The 21,532-nt window shown below is 66.1% G+C and carries 23 protein-coding genes and 1 tRNA gene; 12 read left to right on the top strand and 12 right to left on the bottom strand.

Annotated features, from left to right (window positions below; translation table 11 throughout):
• Positions 1 to 487, top strand: a 487-nt coding sequence (locus ASE91_RS20360; RefSeq protein ID WP_162233608.1) for a hypothetical protein, incomplete at its 5' end; no start/stop codon positions are given.
• 39 nt (positions 488 to 526) lie between these two features.
• Here ASE91_RS20360 and ASE91_RS03065 read toward each other — a convergent pair.
• The 3 genes from ASE91_RS03065 to ASE91_RS03075 all read right to left on the bottom strand — a co-directional run bounded on the left by ASE91_RS03065 (position 527) and on the right by ASE91_RS03075 (position 1,888).
• Positions 527 to 835 carry a hypothetical protein gene (locus tag ASE91_RS03065; protein ID WP_056622552.1) on the bottom strand — a complete coding sequence of 103 codons (309 nt, stop codon included), beginning with the start codon at positions 833 to 835 and terminating at the stop codon, positions 527 to 529.
• Positions 836 to 989: 154 nt separating this feature from the next.
• Complete coding sequence (locus tag ASE91_RS03070; RefSeq protein ID WP_327196755.1) at positions 990 to 1,523, bottom strand: spore photoproduct lyase family protein; 534 nt, start codon at positions 1,521 to 1,523, stop codon at positions 990 to 992.
• Between the two features lie 274 nt (positions 1,524 to 1,797).
• Positions 1,798 to 1,888 (bottom strand) — tRNA-Ser (locus ASE91_RS03075).
• Between the two features lie 90 nt (positions 1,889 to 1,978).
• On the opposite strand from ASE91_RS03075, the gene ASE91_RS03080 reads away from it, so the two are divergent.
• The gene (locus tag ASE91_RS03080; protein WP_056622554.1) at positions 1,979 to 2,845 is read left to right on the top strand and encodes a peptidylprolyl isomerase; all 867 of its coding nucleotides are present in this window, start codon (positions 1,979 to 1,981) and stop codon (positions 2,843 to 2,845) included.
• A 3-nt stretch (positions 2,846 to 2,848) separates the two neighbouring features.
• Here the strand turns inward: ASE91_RS03080 and ASE91_RS03085 are convergent, their stop codons facing one another.
• The 5 genes from ASE91_RS03085 to ASE91_RS03105 are packed head-to-tail and all read right to left on the bottom strand — an operon-like array spanning position 2,849 to position 6,994.
• Positions 2,849 to 3,463 carry a LysE family translocator gene (locus ASE91_RS03085; RefSeq protein WP_056622556.1) on the bottom strand — a complete coding sequence of 205 codons (615 nt, stop codon included), beginning with the start codon at positions 3,461 to 3,463 and terminating at the stop codon, positions 2,849 to 2,851.
• Positions 3,464 to 3,475: 12 nt separating this feature from the next.
• Positions 3,476 to 4,054, bottom strand: a complete 579-nt coding sequence (locus tag ASE91_RS03090) for an ABC-type transport auxiliary lipoprotein family protein (RefSeq protein WP_056622558.1) — start codon at positions 4,052 to 4,054, stop codon at positions 3,476 to 3,478.
• A 23-nt stretch (positions 4,055 to 4,077) separates the two neighbouring features.
• The gene (locus ASE91_RS03095; protein WP_056001491.1) at positions 4,078 to 5,043 is read right to left on the bottom strand and encodes an MlaD family protein; all 966 of its coding nucleotides are present in this window, start codon (positions 5,041 to 5,043) and stop codon (positions 4,078 to 4,080) included.
• Positions 5,043 to 5,888: an ABC transporter ATP-binding protein gene (locus ASE91_RS03100; RefSeq protein WP_200910899.1), complete on the bottom strand. Its 846-nt coding sequence runs from the start codon at positions 5,886 to 5,888 to the stop codon at positions 5,043 to 5,045. The genes ASE91_RS03095 and ASE91_RS03100 overlap by 1 nt, the downstream gene beginning before the upstream one ends.
• Positions 5,885 to 6,994, bottom strand: a complete 1,110-nt coding sequence (locus tag ASE91_RS03105) for an ABC transporter permease (RefSeq protein WP_056001485.1) — start codon at positions 6,992 to 6,994, stop codon at positions 5,885 to 5,887. Before ASE91_RS03105 ends, ASE91_RS03100 begins: the two co-directional genes overlap by 4 nt.
• A gap of 56 nt (positions 6,995 to 7,050) precedes the next feature.
• Here ASE91_RS03105 and ASE91_RS03110 point away from each other — a divergent pair, with 56 nt between their 5' ends.
• Positions 7,051 to 7,731 carry an HAD family hydrolase gene (locus tag ASE91_RS03110; protein ID WP_056622560.1) on the top strand — a complete coding sequence of 227 codons (681 nt, stop codon included), beginning with the start codon at positions 7,051 to 7,053 and terminating at the stop codon, positions 7,729 to 7,731.
• A gap of 144 nt (positions 7,732 to 7,875) precedes the next feature.
• On the opposite strand, the gene ASE91_RS03115 is transcribed toward ASE91_RS03110, so the two are convergent.
• On the bottom strand, positions 7,876 to 8,319 hold the full coding sequence (locus ASE91_RS03115) for a hypothetical protein (protein WP_056622562.1): 444 nt from the start codon (positions 8,317 to 8,319) through the stop codon (positions 7,876 to 7,878).
• Between the two features lie 129 nt (positions 8,320 to 8,448).
• On the opposite strand from ASE91_RS03115, the gene ppc reads away from it, so the two are divergent.
• Positions 8,449 to 11,124: a phosphoenolpyruvate carboxylase gene (gene ppc, locus ASE91_RS03120; RefSeq protein ID WP_056622564.1), complete on the top strand. Its 2,676-nt coding sequence runs from the start codon at positions 8,449 to 8,451 to the stop codon at positions 11,122 to 11,124.
• A 97-nt stretch (positions 11,125 to 11,221) separates the two neighbouring features.
• Here ppc and ASE91_RS03125 read toward each other — a convergent pair whose 3' ends face one another.
• From ASE91_RS03125 to ASE91_RS03135, 3 genes are all read right to left on the bottom strand, one after another.
• On the bottom strand, positions 11,222 to 13,381 hold the full coding sequence (locus tag ASE91_RS03125; RefSeq protein WP_056622566.1) for a M3 family metallopeptidase: 2,160 nt from the start codon (positions 13,379 to 13,381) through the stop codon (positions 11,222 to 11,224).
• 69 nt (positions 13,382 to 13,450) lie between these two features.
• Positions 13,451 to 13,948 (bottom strand): hypothetical protein, encoded by a 498-nt coding sequence (locus tag ASE91_RS03130; RefSeq protein WP_235530284.1) that lies wholly within the window; start codon positions 13,946 to 13,948, stop codon positions 13,451 to 13,453.
• A 135-nt stretch (positions 13,949 to 14,083) separates the two neighbouring features.
• On the bottom strand, positions 14,084 to 15,550 hold the full coding sequence (locus ASE91_RS03135; protein WP_056622998.1) for a deoxyribodipyrimidine photo-lyase: 1,467 nt from the start codon (positions 15,548 to 15,550) through the stop codon (positions 14,084 to 14,086).
• 216 nt (positions 15,551 to 15,766) lie between these two features.
• Between ASE91_RS03135 and ASE91_RS03140 the strand changes: the two genes are divergently transcribed.
• The 8 genes from ASE91_RS03140 (at position 15,767) to ASE91_RS03175 (ending at position 21,531) form a co-directional block, all read left to right on the top strand.
• Positions 15,767 to 16,510, top strand: a complete 744-nt coding sequence (locus tag ASE91_RS03140) for a 3-keto-disaccharide hydrolase (RefSeq protein ID WP_200911187.1) — start codon at positions 15,767 to 15,769, stop codon at positions 16,508 to 16,510.
• Positions 16,507 to 18,201: a GMC oxidoreductase gene (locus tag ASE91_RS03145; RefSeq protein ID WP_200911188.1), complete on the top strand. Its 1,695-nt coding sequence runs from the start codon at positions 16,507 to 16,509 to the stop codon at positions 18,199 to 18,201. The genes ASE91_RS03140 and ASE91_RS03145 overlap by 4 nt, the downstream gene beginning before the upstream one ends.
• The gene (locus ASE91_RS03150; protein WP_056622570.1) at positions 18,198 to 18,911 is read left to right on the top strand and encodes a gluconate 2-dehydrogenase subunit 3 family protein; all 714 of its coding nucleotides are present in this window, start codon (positions 18,198 to 18,200) and stop codon (positions 18,909 to 18,911) included. The genes ASE91_RS03145 and ASE91_RS03150 overlap by 4 nt, the downstream gene beginning before the upstream one ends.
• A gap of 188 nt (positions 18,912 to 19,099) precedes the next feature.
• Positions 19,100 to 19,600 carry a helix-turn-helix domain-containing protein gene (locus ASE91_RS19845; RefSeq protein ID WP_056622572.1) on the top strand — a complete coding sequence of 167 codons (501 nt, stop codon included), beginning with the start codon at positions 19,100 to 19,102 and terminating at the stop codon, positions 19,598 to 19,600.
• A 143-nt stretch (positions 19,601 to 19,743) separates the two neighbouring features.
• Entirely contained in the window at positions 19,744 to 20,211 is a 468-nt protein-coding gene (locus tag ASE91_RS19850; protein WP_056622574.1) for a hypothetical protein, read from the top strand.
• Positions 20,163 to 20,504, top strand: a complete 342-nt coding sequence (locus ASE91_RS03165) for a MarR family transcriptional regulator (protein WP_056622575.1) — start codon at positions 20,163 to 20,165, stop codon at positions 20,502 to 20,504. The genes ASE91_RS19850 and ASE91_RS03165 overlap by 49 nt, the downstream gene beginning before the upstream one ends.
• A gap of 304 nt (positions 20,505 to 20,808) precedes the next feature.
• Positions 20,809 to 21,129, top strand: a complete 321-nt coding sequence (locus ASE91_RS03170) for a hypothetical protein (protein WP_056623008.1) — start codon at positions 20,809 to 20,811, stop codon at positions 21,127 to 21,129.
• A gap of 36 nt (positions 21,130 to 21,165) precedes the next feature.
• Positions 21,166 to 21,531, top strand: a complete 366-nt coding sequence (locus ASE91_RS03175) for a CsbD family protein (RefSeq protein ID WP_056622578.1) — start codon at positions 21,166 to 21,168, stop codon at positions 21,529 to 21,531.
• Position 21,532 lies beyond the last annotated feature (1 nt).

Here is a 21,532-nt window from a genome sequence, read left to right on the forward strand (position 1 = left end):
TTTGTCGTACCAGCTGATAAAATCGCTCATCATGCTTGGTGAAAAGCTGCCGTTGTGGGTCTCGGCGTACCGTGAATCTGCTGCGAAGGCATCGGAGGCAGCCCGGCTTTCCTTTGCCGCAACCCGCAGGGCCTTCGCACACCGGTCGTCGGATCCCGAATTGGAAGCGGATTGGCCAGGAACGGCCGCGATCAGGAGGGCAGCGGTGAACAACATGCTTTCCTTATTAGCGGTGAAGGAGCAGCCGGCTACACCAAACGCCACTACTGAAGGCAGCGACGATACAGCGGGCAAAGGTGCAACCGGCCCAAAACCCGGGCCGACCGGACCGGATCAGGACCTTTCCGCAGAGTATCCCCGCGAAACGACTATCGATGGTAAGAAAATCAAAATTATTGATACCTCAGGCATAGCTGCTGCAGAAGCAGCTGGCACCACCGGCACTGACGGAAAACCCAATGCCACGGAACACCCCGGTTCGGGGTGATGAACGAGGGCGCTCACCGTTTTAGGTGAGCGCCGCCTGTCACTTTTGCTTTATTTCATCAGCGTGGAATTCGGCGAATGCGGAGCGGACCTCTGCAACCAGGTCGTCATCCTGGATGTCGACCGCCACGGTAACTCGACCCGTCAGTTCGGAATCATTGCGGCTCTCCGTACTTGGCTCTCCCGCTTCCGTGTCGGACCCTGCCTTTTTAACGCCTGCCGTGTTCTGCTCCCCTTCGGCAGAAACGAACACGTCGGTACGCTCGATGCTAAATTGCTGAACTAGTCGTTCAACCGTCATTTCCGCTTCCCGGCGCGTATCAAATTTTGCAACGAGGCTCGTACTCATGGATTGCTTCTGTCAACCGTCAGTGGCAGCCCGCATCCAACACCTTAGCCGACATTCTGCTTCTTTTCCAGCGGCTTAAATGGCGGACGGCTACGGGCAGCGTCCGCAGGGTTCCACGGCTTTGAAGAACCTTGCAGCAGCCGTTGCTATCGGATCAGAAGGCGTAGCGGACCTCGCAATATGGCATGGCTTCCTTGAGCCATCCCAAAAAACGGTCGAGCCATTGTCGCTTCCAGCCCGCCTTGTATCGCAGGTTCCGCATACCGGACTGGCTCCACTTGGCCTCCTGAATGTCGGGCCGCCACAGCCTTTCCTCGGCCCGGGGGTGCCATTGGAGGTTGAGATCGTGCAGCCCCTCATTGTGGGTAAGGAAGATGACCTCGCACTTGAACTGCGCCCTAGCCGCCGACAAGAGCGCCCCGTCCAGCTCGGCGAACAAGGCCTTCCACTCCGCCTCCCAGTTCTCGTGGACGATCACGGGCGAGAAGTTGACATGAACCTCGTAGCCCGCTGCGACGAAGTCGTTAATGGCGGCGATCCGCTCCAACATCGGCGAGGTGCGCACATCGACCACCTTGGCGATCGTATCAGGCATAAGGCTGAAACAGATGCGGGTACGGCATGCGACTGCCGCAGAGAAAACCTCCCCCAAACCCCGTATCGATGGGTATCGGACGGCTCTCCGCACTACCGAACTGAACGGGAATGGTGCGGAAAGGCGCGCCTTCCGGCTGCGTTATCCAATATAGTCAGTCACTTACGAAGTCTTGGCGGAGCCCATTACATTTCGAACGATCGATATCGGTTCTAGCAAGTCACCGAAATCACGAGAAATTTACTTGTAAAGCGTACCGCTGGAGAAAAGACCCTTGAATCTCGTGAATTAGGTACCGAGAGAGGCCAAATTCGTACAATTCGGAACCTAGGTTCCGGAATAATTTTAATTAAAAACAACGACTTGGTGGCGGAGCGGGAGGGATTCGAACCCTCGATACGGTTTTGCCGTATACTCACTTTCCAGGCGAGCGCCTTCGACCACTCGGCCACCGCTCCGCATTGCCGGAAGGTGGGTTCCCTAGGGCGCGGCGGGGTTTCGTGCAAGCGGGAGTTGCGGGGACGGCGCGCGGCGGGCAGAATGGCGCGATGCATTTCGTCTCGCTGATCGCCGCGCTGCTTCAGGCCGCCGCCGCTCCCGCCGCCCCGCCGACCCCGGCCGATCCGGTCGACAGCGACTGGCGGACGATCCCCGACGACGAACTGCTCGTAATGACGCTGGCCGGGGACAAGCCGGTCGTGATCCGGCTGGCGCCGCGCTATGCGCCGGTCCATGTCGACAATCTGCGCAAGCTGGCGCGGGCGCATTGGTGGGACGGCAGCTCGGTGTACCGCGTGCAGGACAATTATGTCGCGCAGTGGGGCGACGTCACCGAGAAGAAGCCTTTGCCGGCCGGCGTCGTCGCCAATCCGCCGGCCGAATATGTGACCGGCCGCTATGATGCGGTCACGCAGATGACGCGGCGCGATCCTTATGCCGCGAAGAGTGGGCATAGCGCCGATGGCTGGCCGGTGGCGAGCGATGGCAAGGGGGCGTGGCTGACGCACTGTTATACGATGGTCGGCGTCGGACGCGATATGGCGCCGAGCACCGGAAGCGGTGCCGAACTCTATGCGGTAATCGGCCATGGCCCGCGCCATCTCGACCGCAATATCGCACTGGTCGGGCGCGTGGTCGAGGGGATGGAGGTTCTGTCGTCGCTGCCGCGCGGCACCGGCACGATGGGATTTTACGCGCCCGATCAAACGGCGACGCCGATCCGGTCGGTGCGGCTGGCCAGCGAGATTCCGGCAGGGGAGCGGCCCCATTTCCAGTATCGCGCTGTCGACAATATCCGCTATGCCGCATGGGTAAAAGGGCGCGAAAATCGCGAGCCGCCCTTTTTCGAAGTACCGGCGGGCGGGGCGGACATCTGTAACGCCATGCCGCCAGTCCGGCCGACGCCCGCAAGATAGCGATCAGACGCGCGAAACGAGCAGCGCCGCGCCGAAGCCGATGAAAATGCCGCCGGTCGCGCGGTCGAACCAGCGGCGGACGCGCGGACGGGTCAGATGGCGCGCGAGGGAGCGACCGCCCACCGCATAGGCGGCGTACCACAGGCATTCGACCACCGCGAACGTCGCGACCAGAATGGCGAACTGCACCGGCTGCGGACCCTCAGGATCGACGAACTGCGGAAGGAAGGCGGTTGCGAACAGCAACAGCTTGGGGTTGCTGATCCCGACCAGAAAACCACCGCGGAACAAATGGCCGGACGGTATGGTGTCGGGTGCGACGTCCAGCGGTGCCGACCGCGCCGTGATCGCGCGGAAACCGAGCCATGCCAGATAGGCGGCACCGGCATAGCGGAGCATGTCGAATAGTCCCGGTACCGCCGTCAGCAGCGCCGCCAGTCCCGCCGCCGACGCCATCAACACGCCGACCAGCGCGGTCAGGCAGCCTGCCATCGCCGGCAGGCTACCGCGCCAGCCGAGCGTCACGCTGCGCGTCAGAACATGGAGCATGTTCGGTCCGGGCGTGCCGCACAGCACGACCACCGCCGCGACGAAGAGCAGCCAGCTATGCAGTGCCATGCCGGGCCGCGATCAGCCCCGGACCCAGTCGGCGACGGCGGTCGCAACGGTGTTCGCGGCCTGATTAATCGCCGGACCGACGCTGTTCGCGTCGATCGTCGCGACCGGCGCGCGCGCCTCGAAGCGGCGCTTTTCGAACGTGGTCGACCCGGCGCGCTGCAGGGTCGCATCGTAGACGACAACCGCTTCGCTGCGCCCGGCATCGATGCCGAATTCGCGCAGTTCGCCGTTCAATTGCGCACCTGGATCGGCAAAGCCCTGCCGCGTGCTCAGCACAACCATGTTCGCACGCGACGTCAGTGTATCCGACAGCAGCCGTGCGAACAGGCGCGCGGGCGGTTCGACCCATTGCGCTTCCTTGACATAGGCGATGCTGGTCGCGCTCGACTGCACCGGCACGCGCGTCACCGCCAGTTCCTGCGGCACGACCGGTACCTGTACGGTGATCGAGCGCGCCTGCGCCGAACTCTGCGTCGCACCGGCGGCGATCGGCGCAACGGGAGCCAGCGTTAGCAGCGCGGGCGGCGGTTCGGCACCGAAGCGGATGCACCCGGCAAGCGGCAGGAGCAGCAGGACCGACAGCTTCTTCATGGGGCGCATCCTTGTCTTCCGCGTCACTTCTTGGGGTCGTAGTCGGGCAGCTTCGAGCGGCCGACCAGCGCGGTCGCGCCACCCTGATCGACCTTTTCCGCGACCGAGGCGAGCGCGCCGGTCATCGCGCGCAGATCGCCGACCAGCTGGTTGACCTGCGGGATGGTCTGCTTGCTGAACGCCTGCAGCCCCGGCTTCGCATCGCCGATCGCGTCGTTCAGCGTGTCGGCGCTCTTCTGCGCGCTGGCGATGGTGCGATTGAGCTGCTGGATCGTCGGCTGGATGTCGTTGGCCAGCACGCCGTTGGTCGTCGCCGCCAGGTCACCAATCTGTTGCGAGGCAACGCCCGCGCGCTGGATCGCGATCCTCGTTTCCGCCAACGTCGCGGCGATTTCCGGGCCACGATCGGCCAGCGCATCGGTCAGCCGGTTGGTGCTGTCGAGGATCGCGGCGATCGAATTCTGGTTGCGGTCGGACAGGACGTCAGCCAGCCGCTCGGTCAGGGTGGTGACGCGTTCGAGCAGTTGCGGCGCGGAGCTGAGCAGGGCCGCGACGCCGCCGGCCTTGGGCGGAATGACCGGCACGCCCATCGGGCACGACTGTTCGGCGTTCGCTGCAGGACAGGTGATCGGCGGCGCGCCCTTGACCGCGCCGTCCAGCGTGATCGTCGACACGCCGGTGAAGCTGCCGACGATCGTCGCGGTCGTGCCGAGCAGGACCGGGGTCTCGTCCTTCACCTTGATGCGGACGCGGACGAATTGCGGGTCTTTCGGCCACAGGGCGATATCCTCGACCTGCCCCGAGGGGACACCCGAAAACGATACCGGCGACCCCTTGGCAAGGCCGTCGACGGCCTGTTTGAAGAAGACGTCATATTCCTTTTCACTGCCGCCGCCGATACGGGCGAGCCACACCGTGAACAGCGCCAGCATGACCAGCAGGATCAGCACCACCGCGCCGACAAGGACATGGTTCGACCGGGTTTCCATCAGCGCCTCTGGGCTTGCAGCGAGGCCGGCTCTGCGCCGGCGTCGCGGTCGTGGTTGCGGGCGGCGATGCGATCCTGCGCATCGGTCGCGGCGCGGCCACGGGGTCCGTTGAAATATTCCTGGATCCACGGATGGTCCAGCGCGAGCAGTTCGTCGATCGTCCCGACGGCAATGACCTTCTTGTCCGCCAGCACGGCCACGCGGTCGCAGATGGCATGCAGCGTGTCGAGGTCGTGGGTGATGAGAAAGACGGTCAGCCCCAGCGTCTTTTGCAGCGACGCGGTGAGGTCGTCGAACGCCGCCGCGCCGATCGGATCGAGGCCGGCGGTCGGTTCGTCGAGGAACAGCAATTGCGGGTCGAGCGCGAGGGCACGGGCGAGGCCAGCCCGCTTCTTCATGCCGCCCGACAGTTCCGACGGGTATTTCGGCCCGGCATTGGCGGGCAGGCCGGTCATCACGACCTTGTACCCGGCGATCTCGTCGAGCAGCGCCGGTTTCAACTTCGGGTAGAATTCCTTCAGCGGCACCTGCACGTTTTCGGCGACGGTCAGCGTCGAGAACAGCGCCCCGCCCTGAAACAGCACGCCCCATTTCTTGCGGATTTCGGTCGCTTCGGTCTCTTCACGGCCGATCGTGTTCTCACCGAACACCTCGATCGTGCCGGCGGCGGGCGTCTGAAGGCCGATGATCGATCGCATCAGCACCGATTTGCCGGTGCCCGACCCGCCGACCACGCCGAGGATTTCACCCCGCCGCACGTCGAGGTCAAGATCCTCGTGGATGACCTGGTCGCCGAACTGGTTCTTGAGACCACGGACGCGGATGAGGGATTCGTGCTCGCTCATATCCACCCGATCCATGCGAAGAAGATCGCGAAAAACGCATCGAGCACGATCACCAAGAAGATCGCCTGCACCACCGCCGCCGTCGTACGGCTGCCGACCTGTTCGGCATCGCTTTCGACCTGCATGCCGTGGAAACAACCGGCCATGCCGATGATCGCGCCGAATACCGGCGCCTTGATCAGGCCGATATACAGGTCGGTGATCGGCACGACTTCGCGGATTCGGGTGACGAAGGTGATCGGCGGGATGCCGAGCTGTGCCCAGCTGAGCAGTCCGCCGCCGATGATCGCGATGATCGACGCATAGAAGCCGAGCAACAGCATCATCACGATCGCGGCGATGACGCGCGGCAGAACCAGTGCCTCCATCGGCGACACGCCGATGGTGCGCATCGCGTCGATCTCTTCGGTCAGCTTCATCGTACCGAGCTGCGCCGCGAACGCCGAGCCCGAGCGACCCGCGACCATGATCGCGGTCATCAACACACCCAGTTCGCGGAACGTCAGGCGACCGATCAGGTTGATCGTGAACACCTCCGCGCCGAACTGTCGCAGCTGCACCGCGCCCTGCTGCGCGATGACCATGCCGATCAGGAAGCTCATCAACCCGATGATGCCGAGCGCCGAGACGCCGACGACCTCGAACCGCTGTACCGTCGCATTGAAGCGGAAACGGCGCGGATGACGCAGGATGTTGAGGAACGCGATGACGGTCGCGCCCATGAAGCCGAGCAGGCCCAGCATCTGCCGCGCACTGCCCGATACCGCTTCGCCGATCTCCTCCAGCACTCGCAGCGGCGGGCTGAGCGCCTTGCCCTTGCGGACGACCGGATCGTCGGCGGCCGCGACCTGATCGAACAGGTGCTGGCTGTCGGTGTTCAATCCCTCAATAGTGACATCGCGGTCGCGTGCGAAGCGGTGGACCAGCCACGCACCGACCGTATCGATCCGGTCGACCTGCGACAGGTCGATCCGGCTGACCGGTCCGTCGACCTCGTTCAGTCGTTCGGGCAGGTCGCCGACATGGGCGAGCGACAGGTTGCCGGTAAAACGCAGCACGCCACCGCCATCGGCCCGGTCGTGCGAAAAATCGGCGGAAGCGCTCATCACAGCCATCCATCGGCGATTTGCGGCGTCGCGGCAAGATGGTACGCGCTTGGCGCATGCGCCACCGCGACCTCGCCATCTATGACATGGACAAGACCATCACCCGCGTCGCGACATGGACGCCGTTCCTGCGCCATGCGCTTAGGGAACGCGGACGAGGTGCGTTGTGGCTGCTGCCGATCGCGGGAGTGGCCGTCACCGGCTATGTCCTGCGCCTGTACGGGCGCGACCGATTGAAGGAGATGACCCACCGGCTGGTGCTGGGTCGCACGGTGCCGGGCGAACGATTGACCGATACGGCGCGCGCCTTTGCACGGGCGACGGTCGCCACCGGCCTGCTCGACGGCGCGCGGGCGCGAATCGAAGCCGACCGTGCCGATGGTCGGATGCTGGTGCTCGCCACCGCATCCTATCGTTTCTATGCACAGGAGATCGCGGACCTGCTCGGCTTCGACGCGGTCATCGCCACCAACTGCGCGCAGGAGCAAGGCGGGAACGTGCTGGCGCGAATCGACGGCGAGAATTGCTACGGCGCGGCCAAGCTGCGCGCGATCGAGGCATGGACCGCCGAACAGGGGATTGCGCGCGGCGATGTAGCGGTCCGGTTCTACAGCGACCACGTCTCCGACGCGCCGGTATTCGACTGGGCCGACGAACCGTTCCCGGTCAACGCCCATGCCCCGCTGAAGGCGCTGGCGCGCAAACGGGGCTGGCCGGTGCTCGACTGGCGCGACTGACGCTGGGGCGGATCGGGTCGGAATGGGGCGGCTCGTCTTCCGTGCGGTTCGACCGCTGTAAACGTTACGCGGGCTAAACGGTTCAATGCCCGCGGCGGACCCTTCTCCGACAGGCTTCCCCTCACTGATCAGGAGGCGAAGCCGTCAGCGCTTCGGCGTCCCCAACCGCTTCGCATTCGCCGTCGCCTTGGCATGAATCGGGGTCAATGCTCGGCCGCCGGCACCGATCACGCCCGCGGTCAGCCGCATCGCCCGGTCCTGTCCTGCCGCGATCCTGCGCGCGGACGGCATGCGGCCAGCGGTCCCGAGCGACCACGCGTCCTGCATCACCTGCATCCACAGCCCCTGCATCGCCGCCATGTCCTTTGCCAGCGAATCGCCCGCCTTCGAAAAGGCCTGCGTCTTTTCGGTGACCATGCCGGTCAGTTCGACATGATCGGCGGTCCATGGATTGCGCAGGCCGGCATCGATCATCGGCATCCGGCGGTCGATCACCACGGCAGAGGCGGCCATCGTTTCCCACAGGCGCAGGCTGGTCTGGGCAGCGTCGGTCCACATCTGCCACCACAGGGTCATGGGCATCGTCATCGCTGGTTCCTTCGGAGGGTCCGCCGCGCATCGGGTGCAGCGCCGCCGCCTTACCCGATGGCCATTCTTTATACCATGCGCGTCATCGTCGCTTGACCCGCATCCTGCCGCATTGCAGCAAGTGTGCCCATGACGACTCTGCCCCCGATCACGAACAATCCCGACATCCGCTTTCTCGGCCGGCTGCTCGGTGACGTCATCCGCACCTATGGCGGGGAGGCGCTGTTCAAACGGATCGAGCATATCCGATCGACGTCGGTCGACCGGCATCGCGGCGTGGCAGGTGCAGATACGATCGACTTGGGGCTCGACAGCCTCAGCCTCGACGACACGATCGCGTTCGTGCGCGGGTTCATGATGTTCTCGATGCTCGCCAATCTGGCCGAGGATCGGCAGGGCATCGCCGCCGAACCGGGGGCCGATGTCGCGACCGCGATCGAGAAGCTGCAGGCCGAAGGGATCGGGCGCGATGCGGTGCTGGCACTGCTCGACCATGCGCTGATCGCGCCGGTACTGACCGCGCACCCGACCGAGGTGCGGCGCAAGTCGATGATCGACCACAAGAACCGCATCGCCGACCTGATGCTGCTGAAGGATCAGGGGGCCGAGGAAACGCCCGAGGGCGACCGGGTCGACGAAGCGATCCTGCGCCAGATCGCGCTGCTGTGGCAGACTCGCGTCCTGCGTCGCGAGCGGCTGTACGTCGCCGACGAGGTCGAAACCGCGCTCAGTTATCTGCGCGACGTGTTCCTGCCCACCCTGCCCGCGCTGTATGCCCGGTGGGAACGGGTGCTGGGCCAGCGCCCACCATCGTTCCTGAAACCCGGCAGCTGGATCGGCGGCGACCGCGACGGCAATCCCTTCGTCGATGCCGCAGCGCTCAAGCTGGCGCTGGCGAAGGCGGCCGAAGCGGTGCTCGGCTATTATCTCGACCAGCTCCACAGCCTCGGTGCCGAACTGTCGATCTCGACCGAGCATGTCGCGGTCGACGAGGCGATCGCGGCGCTGGCCGACAAGAGCGGTGACAATGCCGCATCCCGTGCCGACGAACCGTTCCGCCGGGCGATCAGCGGCATCTATGCGCGCCTTGCCGCCACCCACCAGAAGCTGACCGGAAAGGTCGCGCCGCGCCCCGGCAATTTGACCGGCGAACCCTATGCCGATCCGGCGGCGTTCCGTGCCGACCTGGCGTCGCTCGCGCGGGGGTTGGTGCAACAGAATAACGGTCCGCTGTCGACCGGCGGTGCGCTCGGGCGGCTGATCCGCGCGGTCGAGACGTTCGGTTTCCATCTCGCCACGCTCGACATGCGCCAGAACAGCGTGATCCATGAGAGCGTCGTCGCCGAACTGCTGAAGGTCGCCGGGGTCGAGGCGGACTATAAGGCGCTGGACGAGGATGCGCGGGTCGAACTGTTGCGCCGCGAACTCGAAAGCCCGCGCCCGCTGACCAGCCCCTATGCCGAATATTCGGAGCAGACCGCTTCCGAACTGGCGATCCTGCGCGCCGCCGCCGACGCCCATGCCCGCTACGGCCGCGAATGCATCCGCCATTACATCGTGTCGATGGCGCAGTCGGTATCGGACCTGCTCGAAGTACATCTGCTGCTGAAGGAAAGCGGCCTGTACGTGCCTGGCGAAACCCCGCAGGCGCATATCATGGCGATCCCGCTGTTCGAGACGGTCGCCGATCTGGAGGCGGCACCGGCGATCATGACCCGCTGGCTGGCGCTGCCCGAGGTCGCGGCGATCGCGCAGGCGCGCGGCCATCAGGAGGTGATGATCGGCTATTCCGATTCGAACAAGGATGGCGGCTACCTCACCTCGACCTGGCAATTGTCGAAGGGCTCGACGGCGCTGGCGCCGGTGTTCGAGGAGGCGGGGATCGGGATGCAGTTGTTCCACGGGCGCGGGGGCGCGGTGGGGCGCGGCGGCGGGTCGTCGTTCGCCGCGATCCGGGCGCAGCCGCACGATACGGTGCAGGGCCGCATCCGCATCACCGAGCAGGGCGAGGTGATCGCCGCCAAATACGGCACCCGCGACAGTGCGGTCACGAACCTCGAAGCGATGACGTCGGCGACGTTGCTCGCCAGCCTCGAACCCGATTCGCTGAACCCAGCCGATGCGGCACGCTTCGCCGCTGCCATGGACACGCTGTCGGATACGGCGTTCAAGGCCTATCGCGGCCTCGTCTATGGCACCGACGGTTTCACCACCTTCTTCCGACAGGCGACGCCGATTGCCGAGATCGCCGGCCTGAAGATCGGGTCGCGCCCGGCGAGCCGCAAGAAATCCGACGCGATCGAGGATCTGCGCGCGATACCGTGGGTGTTCAGCTGGGCACAGGCGCGGATCATGCTACCGGGCTGGTATGGGGTCGGTGCGGCGCTGCAATCGTTCGAGGACAAGGGGTTGCTGCGCGAAATGGCGACAGCATGGCCGCTGTTCGCGGCGACGCTGGCCAATATGGAAATGGTGCTCGCTAAGTCCGACATGGACGTCGCGGCGCGCTATGCCGGGCTGGTCGAGGACAAGGCGCTGAGCGAAGCGATCTTCGGCCGGATTCGCGAAGGCTGGCAGGCGACGCATGACGGGTTGCTGTCGGTCACCCGCCAGACACGGCTGCTGGAAAAAAGCCCCGCCCTCGAAGCGTCGATCCGGCTGCGCACACCCTATATCGAGCCGCTGAACCTGCTCCAGATCGAACTTCTGAAGCGGCACCGCGCGGGCGAGGCCGATGCCCGGATCGGCGAGGGCATCCTGCTGTCGATCAACGCCATCGCCACGGCACTGCGCAACAGCGGCTGACGGGCGAGCCTATCCAGCCTGCGGGCGGTTCGACCCGCAGGGTCGCGCCAGGAACGCAACCCCGATCCGGCGCAGCAGCACCGGATCGGGCGCGTGGTTACTTCGCGGCGGCCGGTGTGCCGGCGGCGGCGATGCGCGATCCGTCGGCATTCAGCCCGAGGTCGCGTAGCAGCGGCCCGACCTGCGGATCGGCCCCGTTGAAGTTGCGGAACATAGTCGCGTAATCCTCGGTATGGCCCTTCGACAGGATCATCTCGCGGAACCGCTGGCCATTGGCGCGGGTCATGCCGCCGTTGCGCTCGAACCAGTCGAACGCGTTCGCGCTCAGCATCTTGGTCCAGCTGTACGCATAATAGCCGGCGGCATAGCCATTGCCCCAGATGTGCAGGAAATAGGTCGATCGATAGCGCGGCGGCACGTCGGCGACGTCCAGCCCGGTGGCGGCCAGCGCCTTCGTCTCGAACGCATCGGCGTCCTGCGCCCCCTGTGCGGCGGTCAGCGAGTGCCAGCTCATGTCCATTTCGGCGGCGGCCAGCGCCTCGCCGAACGAATAGCCCGAATTGAACGTGCCGGCGCGCTTGATCTTGTCGATCAGGGTCTGCGAAATGACCTGTCCGGTCCGGTAATGGACGGCGTAATGCGGCAGGATCTTGGGGTTCAGCGCCCAGTGTTCGTTGAACTGCGACGGGAATTCGACGAAATCGCGCGCGGTGTTGGTGCCCGAAATGCTGGGATAGGTCTGGTTCGCGAACAGGCCGTGCAGTGCGTGACCGAATTCGTGGAACATGGTCGTCACGTCGTCGAAACTGATCAGCGCGGGCTGACCGGCGGCGGGCTTGGTGAAATTGCTGACATTATAGATGACCGGCTTCGTCCCGATCAGCTTCGACTGGTTGACGAAGTTCGACATCCACGCGCCGCCATTCTTGTTGTCGCGCTTCCACAGGTCGAAATACATCAGCCCGACCGGGGTGCCGTTCGCCTCCAGCACCTCGTAGACGCTGATGTCGGGATGATAGACCGGAATGTCGGTCCGCCGCTTGAACGTCAGCCCGTATAGCTGGTTGGCGGCATAGAAGACGCCGTCGGTCAGCACCTTGTCGATTTCGAAATAGGGCTTCAGCTCGTCCTGGTTCAGGTCGTAGCGCGCCTTGCGGACCTGTTCGGAATAATAGTCCCAGTCCCATGGCTTCAGCTGGAAATCGCCGCCGGTCGCGGCGATCCGCGCCTGTAGTTCCGCCGCCTCGCGCCGTTGTTCGGCGGCGACCGGCGTTCCCAGTTGCTGCATGAAACCGAGCGCGGTCTTCGGATTCTGCGCCATCTGGTCCTGCAACACGTAATCGGCCCAGGTGGCGAAGCCGAGCAGCTTCGCCTTTTGCGCGCGCAGCGCCGCGATCTTCACGATCGTCGCGCGGGTGTCGTTCGCATCGCCCTTTGCCGCGCGGGTCCAGCTGGCGTTGAACAGCGCCTCGCGCGTCGCGCGGTTCTTCAACGTCGCCAGCTCGGGCTGCTGGGTCGTGTTCTGCAACGTCAGCACATATTTGCCGGCCAGCCCGCGCGCCTTCGCCGCATCGGCGGCCGCCGCGATCTCACCCTCCGACAAGCCGTCCAGCTTTGCCCGGTCGTCGATCACCAGCGCGCCGGCCTTTGCCGCCGCCAGCAGCTTTTGCTGGAACGCCGTCTCCAGTGTCGACAATTGCGCGTTATAGGCGCTCAGCGTCTTCTTGTCCGCCGGCAACAGCAAGGCACCGGCGCGGACCATCCCTTGATAGGTCAGGGTCAGCACCTGCAACTGTTCGGCGTTCAGCCGCAGCGACTGGCGCTGATCGTACAGCGTCTTGACCCGGGCGAACAAGGCAGGGTCGAGGTTGATCGCATCCTGATGCGCGGCATAGGCGGGGGCCAGTTCGGCCTGCGTCGCCTGCAACGTGTCATCGGTATTGGCACCGACCACCCCGTAAAAGGCGAGGCTGGCCCGTTCGAGCAGACGGCCCGACCGCTCCATCGCGGCGATCGTGTTGTCGAAGGTCGGTGCGCTGCGGGCACGGGTGATCGCGGTGATCTCGGCACGCTGTTCGGCCATGCCGGCGCGGATCGCGGGGCCGTAATCGGCGCTCTTGATCCGGTCGAACGGCGGCGCTTCGAACGGCAGCGTGCTGGCGCGCGCGAACGGGTTGGTCGCGGGCAGCGGCGCGGCAAGGGCGGTCGTCGACAGCATCAGGAAAGTAGCGGCGGCGGTAACGGGAAACAGGCGCATGACAGCTCCGTCGATACAGGGAGAACCACCTGTGTCGCACCCCCCGCCCCGCCGGGCAATGCCCGCCGGTCAGCGCAGCATCAGCCAGCCGAGGACGGTCAGCGCCGCCAGCGCCTGCCACCCCCCCTCGGTCCGGATCAGATAGACCAGGCCGATCACCCCGGCGGCGGCCAGCGCGCCCGCCGTGGCCTGTCGCGTGGCGATACGGTCGAGCACCACGATCCCGGCGACGACGTTCGCCGCGATGTTGACGACGATCCATCCATAGGACGGGATCACGCCGATCGATCCCCATAACGGCAGCTTGATGGTCGCAAAGCCGCGCATCGTCCGTGGAAACAGGTCGGCGGCGAGATGCAGCCCGATCCCGAACGCCAGCCCCGCCGCCACCGGCCAGGTCCGCGGGTCGAGTAGCGCGATACCCGGCGGCAGGATACTGTGGAGCAGCGCGCTACGATGGCGCAGTCGCAACGGGGTATCGAGATCGGGCAAGGTGCTGCCCGACGCCATCGCGAGGGTGACGGTCGCGATCAACGTCCAGTTCCCGGCCCCCCCGACAAAGGCCATCACCACCGCACACAGAAGAAACAACGCCGCCGCCATCGACGCGCGTTAATCATCTGTACCCGGTTTGTCCATCGGAACACACGAAAGCTCGATCGCCTAACACGCCGTAAAGGATGCGATTCCCGATGCGATCGGTCAGGACATCAGATAGCGGTCGCGCGGCACGTCGGCCGGGACATCGATCGCCGGCACCGGCCGCGATGCCGCCCGGGCCAGCCACGCATCGCCGCCGTCGCGGTGGCGCGTCGATCCGTCGCCCCGTGTGGCGACCCGCCCATAGACCGGCCGTTCGCGGTCGCCGGGCGAACCGCCGAACATTGCCGCGATATTGCCGTAGGTCGCCGGATCGCGCCCATCGAGGCTGAGCCGGTCGTTCAGATAGCACGCCGTCGCCCATGCCGTTTCAGGGTCGGGTGTCATCGCGATGATCCGTTTCGCCCAGTACATCCGCAGATTATTGTGCATCCAGCCGAAGCGCAGAAACTGGCGCTGACAGGCATTCCAGCTTTCGTCGCGCGTCTCGCCCCGCGCCATTGCCGACAGGCTTTCCAGATCGGGGCGCGGATCGCCGGCATGATCGGCCAGCGTCGTTCGCGCCCATTGAGCGACCCGGTCATAGCGTTCGGGCGCGGCCGACGCGCATGCCTGATACTGGAACCATTCGCGCCACCCGAGCAGCTCGTCGGCGAATTTCGTGCGGTGCTTGGCACCTGCATCGGCGTCCCCCACCGCGCGCATCACCTCACGCGGGCCGAGCACGCCGAAATGGAGATAGGGGGACAGGCCGCTGGCCCCGTCGCGCCGGGTCGCGTCGTTGCGCGCGCTGGCATAGCCCGGCAGCACGTCGCGGACCAGCCGCGCCAACCGTTCCTCCGCCGCCGCGCGCCCGGCGGGAAAGGCGGCGCTGACCGGCAGGCTGTGGTCGATCGCCAGACCGGCGACGACGGCGTCGAGGTCGATCGTGTCGAGCCGGTCGGGCGTGAACGGCAAATCTCCGGCATAGGGCGCGACCATCGGCTTTTCGACATCGGCATCGATCCAGTCCCCGCGCGCGGGTTCGTGGCGACGCAGGAAGCCCGACCGGCCGCCGATCCCGTCGCCGACGACGGCGGGCGGCACCAGACAGGCGGCATTCACCGCATAGACCGCGACCGCCGCGCGGTCGGCGACGCGATCCACCTGCCAGCGCGCGACGAAGGTCGGCTGATCCTCCACCACCAGCGCGGCGGCATCGGCGGCGAGGCGGTGGACCAGCCCCTTCTCGCGGTGGCCCGCCCGGTCGATATGATGGACGCAGGTCAGCCCCCGCGCGCGGCACCCCGCCGCCAGATCGCGACCGGCCCCGAGGATGAAATGGTGCAGCCGGTCGGAGGCGTAAGGGTAATCCTCGCGCACGCCGTGATAGACCAGCACCGGCAGCGACAGCGCATTGCCGAGGCGGATCGCCGCGTCGATCACCGGATTGTCGTCCGCGCGCAGTGCCTGTTGCAGCCAGCACAGCACATAGAGTCCGCCGTCCGCGACGCCGGACGCGTTGCGCGCCCGGACGCGCGGTGCCTCCCGCCATTCCGCAAGTGCCGGGGGCAGTGCGACGCTCACCATGCCATGCCGCCCGTACCCGCGCATTCGGTGTCTTGCCGGCGGCGGGGGCAAGCTGGGATCGGAAGGGGGCGGTGCATCGGACAATCTCCTGTGCGCCGCATAACGATCGGGAACGGCTTCGGTCGCGCGGGCGGACGCGCCTTGAAAACGAACGCACAGTCGGTAAGCCGTTGGCAACGGCGGCGACGAAGCACGCCGATCGACAGGAGAACCCCCATGCGCACGGCACTCGGCATCGGCTTGGCCATGGTGATGCTCGCATCGCCGCTCGCCGCCGGACCGGTTCGCGACAATGTCCTGAGTGCGCAGGAACGCGCGCAGGGCTGGCGACTGCTGTTCAACGGGCGCGACCTGTCGGGATGGCGGTCGTTCGACGGCGGGACGCCGCCCGCGACGTGGACGGTCCGCGACGGTACGCTGGCGCTGATCAAGGCCGACGGACAGATGAGCGGAACCGATCTGGTGACCGCCGATCGCTATGGCGCATTCGAACTGACGCTCGACTGGAAGGTGGCGCGCGGCGGCAATAGCGGCATCCTCTATCTCGCGCGCAAGGTGCCGGGCGCGCCGCTGCTGTATCAGACCGGGCTGGAGATGCAGGTGCTCGACGATGCCGGCCATTCCGACGGCAAGATCCCGACGCACCGCGCCGGCGCGCTGTACGACATGACGGTGCCCCCCGCCGGCGCGGCGCGACCGGCGGGCAGCTGGAACCATGCCCGCCTGCTGGTGGAGCGCGGCCGGATCCGGCAATGGCTGAACGGGACGCCGACCGCCGACGTTTCCTATGGCGACGAAGGCTGGCGTCGCCGGGTGGCGGGATCGAAATTTGCCGGGATGCCGCAGTTCGGCACCTTTCCCAGCGGGGTCATCGGCCTGCAGGACCATGGCGAACCGGTCGCGTTCCGCAACATCAAGCTGCGCCCGATCGGGCCATCGGCCACCGGGGCGGCCAAGTGACCGGCGCGGCCGACGCCGCGATCGACGTCGTCATCGTCGGGTCGGGCGCGGCGGGCGGGATGGCGGCGTACAGCCTGACCAAATCGGGCCTCCGCTGCCTGATCCTCGAGGCCGGGCGCGACTATGATCCGCAGAAGGAGGTGAACATGTTCGCCCCCGAAAGCGCGGCACCGCTGCGCGGCACGGGCACCCCCGACAAGCCGTTCGGCTATTTTGACGCGACGGTCGATGGCGGCTGGCAGGTCGATGGCGAGCCGTACACGATGCGCGAAGGCACCGACTTCCGCTGGTATCGTCCCCGGATGCTGGGCGGACGCACCAATCACTGGGGGCGGCACGTGCCGCGCTTCGGTCCGTACGACTTCAAACCCTTTTCCCGCGACGGGCTGGGGGTCGACTGGCCGATCGGCTATGACGATGTCGCGCCGTTCTACGACCGGGTCGAACGGATGATCGGCGTCAATGGCGGGCCGATCGGACTGGAGAACCACCCGGATTCGCCGGCGGACTGCCTGATGCCGCCGCCCAAACCCCGCGTGCCCGAAATGCTGATCACCGCGGCGGCCGAAAGCCTCGGCATTCCCGTGCGCGCCGCGCATACCGCGGTGCTGACGCGCGACATGCCGGACCCGGTCGCACCGCGCAGCGCGTGTTTCAACGCGAGCCCATGTACGCGCGGCTGCACCATCGGCGCGATGTTCCAGACCACGACCTCGCTGCTGCCGATGGCGAAGGCGACCGGGCGGCTGCGCGTCGTCACCGATGCGATGGTATCGCGGGTGGTGATGGCGTCGGGCAACCGCGCCGGTGGCGTCGAATATGTCGACCGCAAGACCGGCATGCGGCACCAGGTCACGGCACGCGCGGTCGTGCTGGCCGCCGGCACCGGAGAGACGACGCGCCTGTTGCTCAATTCGGGACAAGACGGACGCGCCCTTGCCAACACCTCGGGCGAACTGGGCCGCAACCTGACCGATTCCACCGGCGCGTCGTTCCGCGCCTATATTCCCGGCCTCGCAAACCGCCCGCGCTATAACGAGGACGGGATTGGCGGGCAGCATATCTACATCCCGTTCTGGCTGTACGGCCAGCAGCATCGCGGCGAACTAGATTTCGCGCGTGGCTATCATTTCGAGATCAACGGCCGGTTCGGCATCCCGCCCGACACCGCATTGCCGCGCGCATGGGGACCGGCGTTGAAACAGGCGGTGCGCGAACGGTCTGGCGCGACGATCGGACTGACGCTGCGCGGCGAGATGATCCCCAACAAGGATTCCTATTGCGAGATCGATCCGGGGGTGAAGGACCGCTTCGGCATTCCGGTGCTGCGCTTCGCGTTCAAATGGTCGCAGCATGAGATCAATCAGGTCGCGCATGGCCGTCGCGCTGCGCATTCGGTGTTCCGCCGGCTGAACGGCACGATCCTCGACCCTGACCTGCCACCCGAAAAGATCATGACGGCGGGCGGCGAGATCATCCACGAACTCGGCACCGCGCGCATGGGCAGCGACCGGCGATCCTCCGTCGTCGACGGCTATGGCCAGACATGGGACGTCGACAATATCGTGCTGATGGACGGTGCGACCTTCGCATCGGGACCGCACAAGAATCCGACCCTGACGATCCTCGCGCTCGCGCTGCGCGCATCGGAACGATTGGCGACGCGCCTGCGGTCGGGAGCGCTCGCATGACCTTCAGCCGCCGCACGACCCTGCAATGGTTCGCGACCGCGACCGCCCTGACGCTCACCGCACGGCTGCCGGCCATCGCGCCGGTGGTGAGCGAGGCCGGCATCCCGCCGCCCTTCGGGGTGGTCGACTGGCCCGCACAGGTCCCCGACCTGCCGCCGGCAAAGGGCTATGGCCGCGATCCCGACCTGACCGATCCCAAGGTGCCATGGCCGCTCACCCTGACCAGGGGGCAGCGCGCGACCATCGACCTGCTCGGCGACCTGATCCTGCCCGCCGACAAGGCATCGCCCGGTGCCGGCACCCTTGGCGTCGGAGCGTTCATCGACGAATGGATCAGCGCCCCCTATCCGCGACAGCAGGAGGATCGCGGCAGGATCCTCGCCGGGCTCCTCTGGCTCGACGCGCAGAGCCGGGCGCTGCACGGTGCGACGTTCGCCGCATCGACGCCCGCCCGGCGGACGATGCTGCTCGACGCGCTGACCGTCGCCACCCCGTCGCCGGCCATGGCCCAGCCGGTCGCGTTCATGGACCGACTGCGCAACCTCTTCATCCTGGGCTTCTACAGCCTGCCCGAGGGGAAGGCGGATATGGGCTATATCGGCGACCAGCCGACCGAGGGCCCCTATCCCGGCCCGACCGATGCCGCCCTGACGCATTTCGCCGCCTTGCTCGACGAACTGAAACTGACGGACGCCACCCGGCAGGGATAGCCGGACGCCACCCCCCGAGGCGGAGTTTGGAAGCACGGCCTGCGCCGGTCGCAACGAGCATACCGTGCCGGTACACGTACCCGCATCGCCCTGTTCGCAAGGTGGGTAGCGTACCGAAGTCCGAATTTTTCTGGCAACCGAGAGGCGCGGGCGTTGGAAAGGCCGGGCATGGCGGTAAACGTCCGGTTGTGACCGAATCGGAAGCCCTCGCCCGCCTGACACCGCGTGAACGCCGTTGCCTTGATCTGGTGGCGCAGCATTATGACACGGGACAGATCGCCGCCGAACTCGGCATTTCGGTCGCGACGGTCAACGGCTATCTCGCCGATGCGCGGCGGAAGCTGGGCGCGCGCAACCGCAAGGAAGCGGCACGGATGCTGGGCGCGGCACCCGTTGCCTCGCGGGAACCGCCGATCGCCGATGCCCCCTCCGAACATGGGGGTATGTTCGAACGGGTTGCGCCAGTGCCCCCGCCCCCGACACTGTCCGCCGCGCGGGTCGAGCGTGGATCGGCGGGATGGTTGTCCCGGCTGCTCTATCTCGAACGAACGACCGAACCGCATCGCGTCGGCGCACGCGGTCGGACGTTGATGATCGTCGGGCTGGTCGTGGCGATGTGCGCTGCGCTGGCGATGGCGGTCGTCGCCGCCGTGGGCCTCGTATCGATCTTCGCGAGCCTGCGTTCCTGAAGCGACCAAGGGACACGTCATGTACCAGCCATCCTGTCGGGCGACCACCGCGATCGCCCAGCGGTCACCGACCGCCAAAGGGTCGACCGGCGATGCGATCCGCGCACCGCTGCCGGTCACGGCCTGACCGATCGGGCGACGCCGTGAACGTCTGGCTCTTTCTGGCGCTGCTGGGGACCGTATCGGTCTGGACGCTGTGGCGTGGCGGAGCACCCGAACGGATCGCGATGCTCGCGATCCTGGTCGCGGTTGTCGCCACGCTCGCGGTCGTTTCCGACCGGCCGTTCGCCGACCGCGAGACCGGCATCTTCGCGGTCGACCTTATCCTCACTCTGGCATTTTGTACGCTGGCGATGCTGGCGGAAAGGTTCTGGCCGATATGGCTAAGCGCAATTCTGATCGTTGGCCTGATGCTGCATCTGGCGATCTGGTACGCCCCGCGCCCGTACCGGGAAGTCTATCTGATCCTGCACGCGATGAGTGCCTATCCGACGCTCCTCCTGATCCTTGCGGGAACGCTGCGCCATCGCCACCGGCTGCGGCGCGACGGGCACGATCCGGCATGGTCGAGGACGGCACGTCGGAAAATGCCGCCCGCGCCCGCCGCCTGATCGCGATGAAGGACCGCATCGCCGGCCTGTATCCGGTGAAGGTGACCGATCCGGTCTATGACGCGCTGTTCCAGCTCTACATCGCCGAAGAGGAAGGCCGGCCGATGTCGGTATCGGCGGTGGCACCGATGATCCGCGTACCATCGACCACCTGGCTGCGCTGGGTATCGTTAATGGAAGAGGCGGGGCTGGTCGTGCGTCAGCCCGATCCGGCCGATGGTCGCCGCTGCTGGATCGCGCTGACCCGCGACTGCAAGGCGCGGCTGGACCAGTTGATCACCGATCTGTGGTAAGCGGTGAATGTGCGATATCGTACGCTGGCTGTCGCTCGGGCCTACTGTCGCCGTTATGTCAGTGAAACCGGCTCGGCCGACACCGCATCGGCACGCTTGGGACAACTTCCTGAACGCGCTGTACAAATATCGTTTAGCAATTCGCTCGACATTGAATTTGTCACATTTCGTCGCGAAACATTCCGAACGACGTGGTAGTTTGCTACTAGTCTTTGCAGCAGAAATACCAGGAACGGTAATCCGGCCGGTCGGTTGATGCGCCCGAACCGGCCGCGTGTTTACGCCCCGGTCGGAGGAACCGACGATGAAACCATTGGCGCTGATCTTGATCGGTGCGGCCACGCTATCGGCATGTGCTGCACCCGCCACCCGTATTTCTACAGGGTTGCAGCGCTATGGTCTCGATACGCAGCGTGCCGATTGCGTCGGCACCCGTTTGCAGGGTGACCTCTCGCTCGGACAGTTGCAGCAGCTCGGTCGCGCCGCCGCCGCCTATGGCAAGAACGACCCCAATCCGGGCGTCCTGACCGTCGGCGACCTGATCCGCGTCGCGACCGAGCTGAAGGACCCGGCGATCCCGCTGGCGGTCGGCAAGGCCGCGGCGGGTTGCAACGTCCTGCCCTGACGCCCCGATCCCATTCATGCATACAGGAGACGATCGATGAACAGCGACGAATTCGAAGGCGGTATCCGCTATGCGACCGGCAAGGTTGAAAAGGCCGTAGGCGATGTCGCCGGCCGCCGCGACTGGCAGGCCGATGGCGTGGTCGATCAGGTCGCGGGTGGCGCGCAGCACGGCTATGGCCGCGCCAAGTCGATCCTGAACGACGCGATCGACAGTGCGCCGGGCCTGCTGAAGGATGCCCGCGACCGTCTGGAATCGACCGGCAAGCAGGTGGCCGTTGCCGCACAGCGCGGTGGCGAGACCACCGTGCGCGCTGCACAGGAACAGCCGCTGGTCTGGGCGCTGGGTGCGATCGCGCTCGGCTATGGTCTGGGCTGGCTGATCCACGGACGGCACGACTGAT

Origin of the sequence: Sphingomonas sp. Leaf62 (assembly GCF_001421915.1) — a bacterium.
Lineage (GTDB): Bacteria > Pseudomonadota > Alphaproteobacteria > Sphingomonadales > Sphingomonadaceae > Sphingomonas.